Below are 11,420 nucleotides of genomic sequence, written 5' to 3'. Positions count from 1 at the left end.
GACCGCCAAGACATCCCGAAGCGGCTATGTGTTTCAATCCCGTTCTGGGTTTCTATTGCCCTGCGACACGCGTCGATACGGGGACGATGCGAGCCTCTGTGCGGTTTCAATCCCGTTCTGGGTTTCTATTGCCCTGCGACCGACCCTACGCTAGTCGATAGCGTCGACACGTCGAGTTTCAATCCCGTTCTGGGTTTCTATTGCCCTGCGACACGCTCTCACGGCGTATGTCCAGTTCGACAAGCAAGTTTCAATCCCGTTCTGGGTTTCTATTGCCCTGCGACTCGACGTCGCGGGCCCGGTGATGTCTGTTGGTGCTGTTTCAATCCCGTTCTGGGTTTCTATTGCCCTGCGACACCCATCGTCGGCCTGGAGCGCGGTGCTCGCTGCGCGTTTCAATCCCGTTCTGGGTTTCTATTGCCCTGCGACTTGTGAGTGTGTTGTCGAAGTCGAACATGACGCGGTGTTTCAATCCCGTTCTGGGTTTCTATTGCCCTGCGACCGCGCCGTCCTCGCTCAGTTCTACTTCGTTGTCGTGTTTCAATCCCGTTCTGGGTTTCTATTGCCCTGCGACAGGGGGTGCAATTTGCTTGACGTGGTGTATAAACCTTGCTCCACCCATGATAGCGCAGTCCACTTTCGTGGACCCCTGTTGTACACGGCTTTGAAAAAGGTCAACGTCAGATGACGTTCGATTGTTCATCTGGTGGCTCATTTCCGAGATCTGTTGTCGCCTCCTGGCAAGCTTCGCAAAGCCGATATAGCCGAACTCGATCTCCGTCGGCCGGCTCAATGTGGCTTTCAAGTTCGTCTTCGAGTTCAACCCGCTCGCTCTTCGACACGTCGAGTTCAAAAACGCTGTACTGGCGCCACGCTCCGTATCGTTCCAGCGTTCGGTAGACGCGTCGACGATTCGTATCGTCGCTGACGTCGTACGTCACTGCGAGTCTCATCGCGACACCTCCAGCGCGTGATAGTCATCAAGCTCACCCGTAATCGCTTTCCGCAGAAGGATCACCTGCTGTCGGATCGCCTTGCGGCGACTTACACGGTACTCGAAATACGGGTGCGTCAGCTCTTCGTTCATGTATCCGTCAAACTTGTCCAAGTACGCTTGGAAACCGTCGTCAGTAAGTCGGTTGTCGTTTCCAAACTGATCATGAGTAATTGTCCCACGGTTTACCAGACGCGTGACGAAGGCATCGCAGAACAGCGGCCGGAATTCCTCTTGGAGGTCAAGGGCGAGTGACGGTCGTCCGTGCCGATCAGCGTGGAGCACACCCAAGAAAGGATCAAGGTTGTAGCAGCGGAGCGCACTCAAAACCTCGTTTTTCATCATCACGTAGGTCAGCGACAATAGCGAGTTGATGTGGTCTTCGGGCGGTCGTTTGCTGCGCGTGTCGAACGTCCAGTTGTCGACGAGAGTCTCGTCAAGTCGGCTGAAGTAGCGTTCTGCAGCCTCACCCTCAATCCCGCGAAGGTCGTCCTTGTTCGATGCGCTCGAAACACGTTCGCCGAGGTCTTTGAGAACAGTCGTCCCTCGGACACCCTTCCGCGAGAGAATCGTCCGTGCATTCCTGATCTTTGCTGCGATCATCGCCTTCGAGATCGCAAGCTCGTCACGGCCAGTAAGTGCGTACTGTGCGCGTCGGACCTCTGCGATTGTGTTACGTTCTGGAACGAAACTCCCCCGATACTTTCCATTCTGTGTGAAGTAGTTGAGCACGATCCCGTGCTCGTTCGCTGTTGCAACGAACGGCGTTGAGAAGTTCACACCGCCGAAAACGTTGATTGTATCAAGCTTCTCGACTGGGAACGCTCCGAGTTCACCGTCGTCGCCTTCTACATCGTAGATGACGACTTGACCGCCGTCGATACGGACCTGCGAACCCTGTGTCGTGACGTATACAACTGAATCCTCGAAGATGCCCTGGCTCTCTTTCATATCAAATCTCCGGGTGTCGTTCCCTCCCATCCAGTCCCTTCGGCCTCAGAGGGTGAGAGAACCGCCGTCTCACCAGGCATACAGTACGTCCTCGCTGAACACGCCTCGCATTTCGACTGGTTCTGCGTCAGCGGCGGGATCGAATCAACTGACATTGAACGGATACGCCTCAGTATCTCTCGGACAGCCTCACGGTGATCCTGCGTGATCCGGACCGAGTGGCGCGTGTCGGTTGAGTAAAGGTAGATGTACCCCACATTTACGGACTCGTCAATGGCGTCTTCGAGCAGCATGCAGTAGCCAGCAAGTTGGACTTCGTCGCTTGAATAGTATGATCCGCTCTCGGAACGCTTCCGTTCGACTGGGGTCGGTGTCCCAGTCTCGGTGTCAACGAGGTCAATCTTCCCGTGCATCCCGAGGTCATCAGAACGGAAGTATCGCTCCGTCACCCAGCTCCCGCGGCGGGATGCGTGTTTGTGTTTCGATCGGCCGTCGACGAGTTCATAGGGTTCTCCAATCTCGTCGTAGTATCGCTGGTAATAGTACCGGCGTGGACAGTAGACGAACTCGTTCAACGCGCTCACATATACTAGTTCGTCCTTGAAGCTCGAACCCGTCATCTCAAAGGTCGATCCCCAAACTCTCCAAGTCGACAGCGTTCTGCGCCTCTTGGACCGCACAGTGGAGATAGAGCGCGTCGATACCGAGTGCGGCACACCACTGTTCGTCACCAACGGTGAGCGGATAGAGGAAGAGGAACTTTCCAAGATTGTACTGGTTCTTGACCCGTCGTGGGTGGTTCTTGACCGCATAGCAGAGCACGTCAAGGCCCTCGCGCATCTCGTCGCGAAGATGTTCAATCGATGTAATCCGATCCGCACCATCTGGCTCGACATCGATACCAATCCCATCAAGTTCGCGCGGCTTCCGTGTCTCGTCGTCAATTCCGTCGTCGGCACGTAGCCAGCCATAGGTCTCGGAAGTAGCCTTGAGACGGACGCTCCGTCCATAACCGTCGTCGTTCGTTTCGATTGTCCCGTCGTACGTGCAGTAGCCTGTAACGTACGGCGCGAGGTGAGAGACATCGTCGGTGTGCTCGTTCGGAACAACCTCGTCGAACCCAGTTCGTGAGAAGAAATCAACATGACCATGACGTAGGAGGTAGAAGAGGTCGTACGTTTTTATCGGGTCGCTCGTGCCTGGTGTGCGGTCGTAGACGAGCGCTTGAAGCGACCCGCCGCGGTACCACTGAAGTGTCCGCTCAACGGCATTATTGATAACATCTGCGTGTGCTTTAACATCCGACTGGGTGAGCGGTGGATCACCGCCGCCAAAGTGTCGGAGGATACGCTCCCATCCCTTCTCGCGGATCTCCTCGGCACGTTCCGAGTTGGCATCACGAGCACGACATTCGATGTGGTGATAGGCTTCGGCTGCCGAGTATCGCCAGTCGAACGATTCGAATTCTCGGGGGTCGTGGTAGGCATCTTCGAGTGTTTCGATGAGTTGTGCACGGGAGACACGACCGTCACATTCGATTTCCGAAAGCGACGCAGCGACGTTCGTCGAGGCATAACAGCGAGCGGATTGTGGTTCGGATTTAGTTCGAAGACGGCCGAGGCGCTGGACAAAACTCGCCCGATCAGGCGCCGAGAACACGAGACGATCGACTGTGAAGTCAATTCCAACTTCGACGGCTGAGTTGCTCACGAGGATGTCGAAATCGTCAAGTTTCTCTTCGAGATTGCCGCGGTGGAACCCGTCGATACGAACTACGGTTCGGTCATCAAACGTGTTCGAAAGGTGAGTGTAAACCTCGTCCACCTCGTGAATCCCGTCGAGAATAAAGACGGTTCGTCCAGCCTTCCGGGCGAACGATTCGGTGTCGTCCCAGTCCTCACCGAGGAGTTCACTCGCCGTGTCGAACGTTGCCGCTGAGCGGACGTCGAGATCAACGGGAGGCATAACTGCACCCCACCCATCAGTTGGTGTCTCGTTGAAAGAGCGCTCTTCAGTCGTCTCGCGCTTCGACGTCACGCGGCGATACGGCGCACTCATTGCCTCTTCAAAGTGGTGTTCGAGACGAGTAGTCGGGGTCGCGCTGAGTAGGACAATTTTCGAGAGCGCGCACTGGAAATTAGGGAGGTCGTACATCTCGTCGAGCGAGAACAGGAGCGTATTCTGCTCTTTTCTGCCGGCGCGATGGAACTCGTCGACGACGATTGTCTCAAACTCGTTGAGTTGTCTGACCCGAGAGCCAGGGTTACCAGTACGTCCGTAGATGTGCCGACGCATCATCACGAGAATGTCCGGGTTCGTCAACACTAGTACCGGGTCTCCGCGCTGATACACGTACGTCCGAAGGAGAGCTCGAAGTCGCTCGCTGTTCGTCCTCGTGTCTGGATACTTGGTCGCGTATCGTGTCCGGAGCATGTCAGCTGTGATCGGGAGCACCGCGACATCGGATCCTCGCTTGGGGAAGCTCTCATCGAGTTCCTCCCTGATCTGATTGTACTGGTCGTGGATGAGCGCATTCGTCGGGTAGACCGCCAGCGCGTGGTCCTCACATTCGATGACGGGCGCGAGCCATGAAATCGTCTTCCCACCGCCGGTCGGACTATCGTTTACTGCGAGGAACTCGTTCGAGTTCTGGAACAGCTCTCGGATGTCCTGCTGGTGGGCGTACGGTTCGAATTTGGAATCTTCGACTGGATACTCGGGATCCTTATGCCGTCGGAGTTCAACACCTGAGAGAGGGAGTAGAGATCTCATCGCTTGGTTTTGAGGAAGGTCGCGTCAGCAGGGAGCTGGACGCCGTTTTTACCATCCAGATTCGTTGGTCCAAGTTCGACATACGCGCCGTCATAGGATGCCTGCATCACGAGTGGCGTCGGTCGCATCCGTTTTGTAACAAGATTTCCCACCGGTGTGAGATCTGTGTCGTATGCACCAATCGGGTGACCGAGATCAAACTCACCGGTGTCTTGTGAGACGTCGAGAGGCTCGGTCTCAACGCGTGCTTTGCCGCGTTTCTTCCCAAGCCGGATGTATCCCGGGACGCGCGACTCGAGTTCACTCGTACTGAGACCGCGTCCGAGCAGGTAGCACGTGAGTTCGTTCCCGTGACCGAGCACACGACGACGACCATACGTGGGGAGATTCTGCTTCGCATCCGGATCGTCTTGCGCCGAGTAGTTGATTGTCGCGTAGTCATCGCTGCTCGTGTTGTACGTTGAAGTGATCCGATTGGCGAGCCCAGATCCAGTACTATCAGATGGCGTCGCTGGCGTCACGTACAACTCCTCGGAGACCCCATCGGTGTCGTCGAGGTACGTCGGTTCGAACAAGCGATCGACGTACCGGCCAGACGCAAACCCGAATGCGTAGTAGAGCGCCGTGTTCAGGAAGTACGGCTCCGTGTCTGCGAGCCGACCGACTTCACGACTCGCAAACCAGATCTCCCCTTGCGTCCGGAGCGTCACTTCGAGTGCTGCCATCATGCTCTCAGCCAGTCTGTTCGAGGAACGCACGTGAGGCGTCTAGTTGCGTTTCAAGGACATCGGCGAGCGAGTCACTAGTCGCAGTTTCAAGCAAGTCGTCGACGGTATCATCTGGGACGCGTTCAAGGTCGAGACCACCCCGCTCAGTATTGACGCGGTCATCGAAGGCAGACTGGAGATGGTCTCCGACGAGTTGTGGGTCGTGCGCCGCCGCTGTGATAACATCTTGGATCGAATCGGCGGACGTCTCGTCGCTGTCGCGGAGACGGGTGACGACATCCCTGGTCAGCCCAAGATTCGCTGGACCCTCTTCACTCCCAGTGTAGACTCCGAGGATGTGGTTCTTGACGCGGCCGAGACGTGACGTCGCGGCACCGTAGCGCTTGTTCTTCGCCGTGATCCCGAGGACGAACGCGAGTTCTTCGGGCGTTGCATCACGGAGCGTAATGACTGACGGGAATAGTGTTCCGGGTTCAAAGAAATCAGGTTCGCGGATCGTCGCTTCTGCGGTCTTCGCGTAGTCGTCGCCCGGCGCGTTCTGGAACTTCTCGTCAATCGTCACGGTCGCGTCCCGAAGCGTGTATGCGGTGTCGTACATCACTCGCGACGTTATTGAAAGCTGTTGGTCGGCATCGTCGCTCGCGGCGCTCCCATAGAGGATACACTCAACGCAGTCCTGGCACATGCCGTTGACCTGCATCGTACACTCCGTCTGGAGGAGGTCACGCTGCAGGGACTTCCCGAAGCGTCGGTCGCTTCCCGTCTGCTTGCGCATGAACATCAGGCCGGGAGAGTATGTCTCACGATCATCTCCTAATCCGACCGCGACGTTGGCGAGGTCGGCGCTCTGCCCGTCAGTTGTGAAGACTGCGTGGCTCTCCAGCTCACGTAGAACGAGGACGTTCGTGAAATTGTTCTTCGGGGCGATCGTCATCTCGTCTCGGGAAACGGTGCCGCGCTCCAGTTCGGGGTAAGTGTCGTGGTCAAACATTGTCAGTTGGTCTCCGTCGTGTCGTTGATCGTCTCGCGCTGCAGTCGGATCGTCGCCGCGTAGAAGCCGTCCGCGAGATTGTTCGCTCGCCGTTTCAACAGGGACGGCTTCCCCTCGCATCGATCGGCGAGGAGTCGCTGTGCGAATTCGCCTGCGTACCGCTCGATTCGTTCGTTCAGTTGATCTCCACTTCTGCTTTTCTCGGCAGGAACTGGCCACACCTGTTCACTTCGCTGATGGAGCTTTTCGAGTCGGCCGGCGACGAGTAGTGCCGCCTCGTCGGCGCTCAGCCGGAACTCATTCGAATCTTTCACCGCTTTCACCGACTCGCGGAATACTCGTTCGATAGCGTACGGCTTGTCGTTCCCGTACGCGGGACGTATCGCATCGTAGGCGAGTTCCGCGAGTGCGGTCACATCGTCTTTCGTTGTATTCGTCATTTGTTGATTGCTGTTGTTGTATCCGCGTCGTTTGTCAGGTTTCCATACCGGTCGAGATAATCTGCTTCCTCGAACAGGTACCGCGAAGTCCCACCGTCATCGGAATCCAGTACTGCCCGCTTCAACAGGTACGATCCCGGAAGCGGCTTGTTCCGGACGGTCCGAAGATACTTCGCGAATCGGGCATCGTCGCGGGCGAGTGCATAGCCGAGTTGGATTAGGGCAGCAGCGGCACCGAGTCGGGTCCGAAGCTTCGAAAGTGGAATCTCTCGTCCGTAGAACTCGTTTACCGTCGTGAAACCAGCGTCGAGCCTCACCATCTCAGAGAAGTCACGACCCCGAACCTCCGGAATTGGGGACTGTGAGACGTACGCTCGCAGTCCCATCGTCGACGCAACCGCAAGCCCGACAAAGACGCCAAAGAACTGGAATTCTGTCTCGTTATCCTTCGGCTTATAAAATGAGAGCGTCTGCGACCCGAATCCAGCACCGGGGTCAAATCCGTTCTGGAGTTGCTCGATCATCGAACGTCCGCCCCCATCTTCAGCACGTGTCGCCTCGCGGAGGACCGTCGATACTGACTCGGAGATCTTCGTCTCCACTCTTCGGTCACAGTCTTCCTCGGCAGTTGCGATATCAAACATCGCAGAGGCGAGACGACCAATCCGAGTCATTGCCTCACCCGTGAATCGTGCGAAGATTTCATCCGAGTAGAGATCCCACATCGTTGGCGTGTAGAAGTAATCCGGCACGAGATGAACGAATATTCGGCCAGCATCGCGTCGACTCGAACCGGTCTCGCGGAGGGAAAACTCGATCTGACACGGTGTACAGACGAGGAGTTTTTCGGGCTGGCCAGCGTCGGCGGGGATCCGGTTCGAATAGCCCGCTTGGAGCGTCGTGAGCGACTTTGGAGCCTTCATATCGCTCTTCCGGTTACTCGTTGTCCCACGATTACAGAATGTACACGTCTTTCCCCGGCGAGTGGCGTGATGTTCTTCGAATGGGTCGGAGAGTTCGTCCATCTCTGCCGTCGGAGGAGATGCTTTTCCACTAATTCGAAGGGTATCGCCGATATACGCCCGGATTTCGGTCTCAAACTGTCCCGTGTGTGCGTCCATGACGATATCCTCCCACTCCTCGTCAAGCGCGTCGAGGTTTGTGATCAGGAGCTTCGCGACTTCGCCCGGAACATCCTGCCAGTGGTCACGACGCGCTCGGTCTGCGACGTGCTGACCGACTGCGTACGCGTAGTCCCACTTCCCGCCAGCTGTGAGATCAATGTTCTCGTCATCGCGTGTCTCCTGAAGTCTGTCGAGGACACTTCCATCGACATCGAAGAGCCGACACGTGACGGTGAGGGCGTCTTCGTCTGTCAAGCCGGCATCGGCGAGTGGGTCAACAAACGCGCGTTTGAACGTGTACACCAGCCGGGCGTATCCCGGAGCGACTCGAGTCGTCGAATCGATATTGATTGGAAGGCGCTCGTTCAGCGATTCTATCGTCTCCGCCATACTATCTGTCGGGTCTGAATCAGGATCGGCATCCTGTTTCGCCTTCACCGCGATCGCGTAGAGAAGGTTCCGCGCCCCTGCGTAGAAGAAGTCTTGATCGTTAATCGTGTAGAAACCTTGCGACTGCGTCGAGAGATTATCCGCGAGCGCGTCATGGTCGTCATATGCAGGGTGAGATTCCCCAATTTCGGACTGAAGGCGGTCATAGACGTCGCCGATTAGTTCATCGTCGACCGTTACCTCAGTATCTTTACTAGTCAGATAGACGCAACCGTCTTGGTAGATGAGAAGTCGTTCGTACCCAAGGTGTTCTTTGAGGACGTTGCTGACCGCACCGTTGAGGAGGTTCGTGAACACGCCTTTCACGTCGTCAAGCGTGTGGTGCTGAAGCTCGAGGTCGGTTCCGGGGTACGCGACTTCCAATCCCTTCTGATTCCGCTCGACTGTCGCTGATTCCGGCGTTTGGCAAGACGCAAACGCATCGGCGAGGCGAACGTAGGGCCGGAGTTGGTCATACGTCCGCGTGGAGTGCTCCGGATTCGAGTTCCACGTATTCGCATGGTCGACCGCGCACGCGTGGAACGTCTCGATTCGAAGACCAGGGGCAAACGAACCGACACCGAGCGCATCGACGAGAGTAGCTACCTCATCCACGTTGATATCATACTCCTCGTCAATCCCCTGCTCATCTCGGAGCTTGTGGAGGTCGTGAACGGTGAACAGCGCGACGACCTTCCGAAGCTCGTCATCGCTCAGCTCGTGAGCACCAAACGAAGGTGCAATATCGTTCAGTCGTACGATAGCGAACACGCCGTTCCGGACGTGGTTGAGCATTGACTGGTCGGTCAGGCCATACTCAACGCTTTTCGCTGACTCGAAAGACCACCCGATGTCGAGAAGGTAGGGATCGAGGTCAACAAGATACTGCGCGAGGACTGGATGGGTATCTCGATTGCCCCAAATCGATTCGGGAGTAGACATTACCGTCCAACCTCCACAGAGACTGTCCCACACCCTCTGGAGACGAATCCACCAACGCCGGCATAGTCGCTGAAAAGCGCAAGTGCCGTGACTGCGGTCCGGGTGGCTTCGCTCGCATCCTTGAACTTGTACGTACAGTCGATTGTGAACCCCTGACGAAGGATTGGTCCGCCGTCTTCACCACGATTAACGAGGACACTGTGTGTCTCGTACGTTCCCGCATCGGGTTTCTCAATAAGATTTGCCTCGAAGTCTTCGCGCGTCATTGCGAGTTCGAGTTCGTCGGCCCGCTTATCTGGGATTGTCGAGGACCACTTTCGCACGAGTGAGCGAAAGACGCTCCCACGGTGGGGAAACATCGAGGTGATTTCTCCACTCTCCTTGACACAGGTCGGTGTCTCAAAGTGAACCTCAATCTCGAAGGTATCGTCGTGCTGTGTGACGATCTCTGAAGCATCTTCGAGGATTTCTGCGTGGGTCGTGTTCGTGCTCGCGAAGTCTCGCACCCGAAAGTCACCGTCCGCGAGTTCGAGTGTGTCATCGCTGAAGACAAACGCATCGGCAAGCGCTTGGAAGACCTCTTGGTCGCGAGAGTCAGCGACACCCATCTTGAGGTTGTACGTCTCGTCGCAGATTACGCGCTTGTGGTGATCACGACGGCTCCCGTCAAATGTTCCGAGGAGGCCGCTGTTCGTCAGACTCCCAATAGAGGAATCATGGACACGTGTGCTGATGTCCTTATTGACGTCATCGAGTGCTGAGAGGATCGCACTGTAGATCTGGTAGCCATTCGCCGTCGGTACCGGGAATGAGCCCTCTGGCTCAAGCGTCAAGTCGACCCGACGCATAACACCTCACAACCGTAGGCTTTGGTATGTCGGTTCACAATCACATCTGCGTTGGTTACCCCCTTGAATCTTTTTACGATTTTGGAGATGTATTCAGTTATCCGCAAATATACATGGACGATAACACGAAAACGAAGCCAAACCATTTAGTCGAACTCGGCTGCAATCGGATACATGCGAACGTACGTCTCCACAATTGGGCACTACAGCCCGCGGGTGATGCGTCCAATACTCGATAATGGCCTCAACGCCAACGACGTCGTCGTACTCCTCCGACCGCACGGCGATACAAGCGATAGAGCCAAAAGTGCGATCCAAGACGTCAACCAGACTGTCAACGAGCTCGGACCCGGATCAGACATCGTTATCGAAAAGATCAGCTACAAGTCGTTTGGATCTGCAGTGCTTGAATGCGTCGACATCCTTGAAGCCGCCGAAGGAACGGTGGTACTGAACTTCGCAGGGGGTCCACGGGAAATTTTCCTCCCGCTGACCATCGCTGCAATTGCGCGGTCAGACATTGTCGATCTCGCACTCCAGTTCAGGGACATTGACGAAGAAATTGAAGAAATCACTCTCCCGAACCTGATGAGTCGCCCGTCCGACGCGACCCTCGACACACTCCGATCCCTCGTCACTATCAACGGAAATACGACACTCCCTCAAATCGCCGACGAGACGGGGAAGTCGAGAAGTACTGTCGGACGACATCTTGATGCGCTGGAATCCGATGGTGCCGTCAAAACGTGGAAGGAAGGCAAAACCCGCCACGTCGGACCAACACTCGCCGGTCAGCTTCGTGTGTGAGTGTAACCCTTCATCGACCTTTTTCAAAGCTGTGTACAGCGGGGGTCCACGAACGACACCCGCGTTCTTGCTCCACCAGAGAAAGATATAGATGCTCTCGGCGAATATACACCCCCTGTCGCGATGCGGTAGAAACCCAGAACGGGATTGAAACCATCAGGTAGCGCACGACCTCGGGGAACAGATCGTCGCGATGCGGTAGAAACCCAGAACGGGATTGAAACCGGAGATCGTGACCCACGCGGGTCAGGAGTACGCGCTGTCGCGATGCGGTAGAAACCCAGAACGGGATTGAAACGGCTCCACCCGCCGCCGCCTCCGCCGCCTCCACCGCGTCGCGATGCGGTAGAAACCCAGAACGGGATTGAAACAGGTTGAAGTCGAGTCGGTCGTG

General features: G+C 56.3%; 11 protein-coding genes and 1 CRISPR repeat array. Of the genes, 1 reads left to right on the top strand and 10 read right to left on the bottom strand.

Going from position 1 to position 11,420, the window contains the following annotated elements:
* Nucleotides 1–30: 30 nt before the first annotated feature.
* A CRISPR array of direct repeats spans nt 31–574; the repeat unit is 37 nt; unit sequence GTTTCAATCCCGTTCTGGGTTTCTATTGCCCTGCGAC.
* Between the two features lie 106 nt (nt 575–680).
* From cas2 to cas6, 9 genes are read right to left on the bottom strand one after another with little or no spacing between them, the layout of a single operon-like run.
* Nucleotides 681–953 (bottom strand): CRISPR-associated endonuclease Cas2, encoded by a 273-nt coding sequence (cas2, locus tag C441_RS18985; RefSeq protein WP_007274334.1) that lies wholly within the window; start codon nt 951–953, stop codon nt 681–683.
* Nucleotides 950–1,945, bottom strand: a complete 996-nt coding sequence (cas1, locus tag C441_RS06155) for a CRISPR-associated endonuclease Cas1 (protein ID WP_007274333.1) — start codon at nt 1,943–1,945, stop codon at nt 950–952. Before cas1 ends, cas2 begins: the two co-directional genes overlap by 4 nt.
* On the bottom strand, nt 1,942–2,565 hold the full coding sequence (cas4, locus tag C441_RS06150; protein WP_006600194.1) for a CRISPR-associated protein Cas4: 624 nt from the start codon (nt 2,563–2,565) through the stop codon (nt 1,942–1,944). Before cas4 ends, cas1 begins: the two co-directional genes overlap by 4 nt.
* 1 nt (nt 2,566) lies before the next feature.
* Nucleotides 2,567–4,717, bottom strand: a complete 2,151-nt coding sequence (gene cas3, locus C441_RS06145) for a type I-D CRISPR-associated helicase Cas3' (RefSeq protein WP_007274332.1) — start codon at nt 4,715–4,717, stop codon at nt 2,567–2,569.
* Nucleotides 4,714–5,442 carry a type I-D CRISPR-associated protein Cas5/Csc1 gene (cas5d, locus tag C441_RS06140; RefSeq protein ID WP_239640817.1) on the bottom strand — a complete coding sequence of 243 codons (729 nt, stop codon included), beginning with the start codon at nt 5,440–5,442 and terminating at the stop codon, nt 4,714–4,716. The genes cas3 and cas5d overlap by 4 nt, the downstream gene beginning before the upstream one ends.
* Before the next feature lie 7 nt (nt 5,443–5,449).
* Nucleotides 5,450–6,436, bottom strand: a complete 987-nt coding sequence (gene cas7d, locus C441_RS06135) for a type I-D CRISPR-associated protein Cas7/Csc2 (protein WP_007274330.1) — start codon at nt 6,434–6,436, stop codon at nt 5,450–5,452.
* A gap of 2 nt (nt 6,437–6,438) precedes the next feature.
* Nucleotides 6,439–6,876 (bottom strand): type I-D CRISPR-associated protein Cas10d/Csc3, encoded by a 438-nt coding sequence (gene cas10d, locus C441_RS20495; protein WP_049896053.1) that lies wholly within the window; start codon nt 6,874–6,876, stop codon nt 6,439–6,441.
* Nucleotides 6,873–9,371, bottom strand: a complete 2,499-nt coding sequence (gene cas10d, locus C441_RS06125) for a type I-D CRISPR-associated protein Cas10d/Csc3 (protein WP_049920476.1) — start codon at nt 9,369–9,371, stop codon at nt 6,873–6,875. The genes cas10d (C441_RS20495) and cas10d (C441_RS06125) overlap by 4 nt, the downstream gene beginning before the upstream one ends.
* Entirely contained in the window at nt 9,371–10,219 is an 849-nt protein-coding gene (gene cas6, locus C441_RS06120; RefSeq protein WP_007274329.1) for a CRISPR system precrRNA processing endoribonuclease RAMP protein Cas6, read from the bottom strand. The genes cas10d (C441_RS06125) and cas6 overlap by 1 nt, the downstream gene beginning before the upstream one ends.
* Before the next feature lie 174 nt (nt 10,220–10,393).
* Between cas6 and csa3 the strand changes: the two genes are divergently transcribed.
* Nucleotides 10,394–11,026 carry a CRISPR-associated CARF protein Csa3 gene (gene csa3 / locus C441_RS06115; protein WP_007274328.1) on the top strand — a complete coding sequence of 211 codons (633 nt, stop codon included), beginning with the start codon at nt 10,394–10,396 and terminating at the stop codon, nt 11,024–11,026.
* Nucleotides 11,027–11,036: 10 nt separating this feature from the next.
* Here csa3 and C441_RS20735 read toward each other — a convergent pair.
* Nucleotides 11,037–11,420: hypothetical protein (locus tag C441_RS20735; protein WP_449271541.1), on the bottom strand; the 384-nt coding region annotated here is incomplete at its 5' end.

It is taken from the genome of Haloferax sulfurifontis ATCC BAA-897, from assembly GCF_000337835.1.
GTDB classification, from domain to species: domain Archaea; phylum Halobacteriota; class Halobacteria; order Halobacteriales; family Haloferacaceae; genus Haloferax; species Haloferax denitrificans.
The sequence above is the reverse complement of the archived record's forward strand: the minus strand, read 5'-3'. Positions and strand labels throughout refer to the sequence as shown.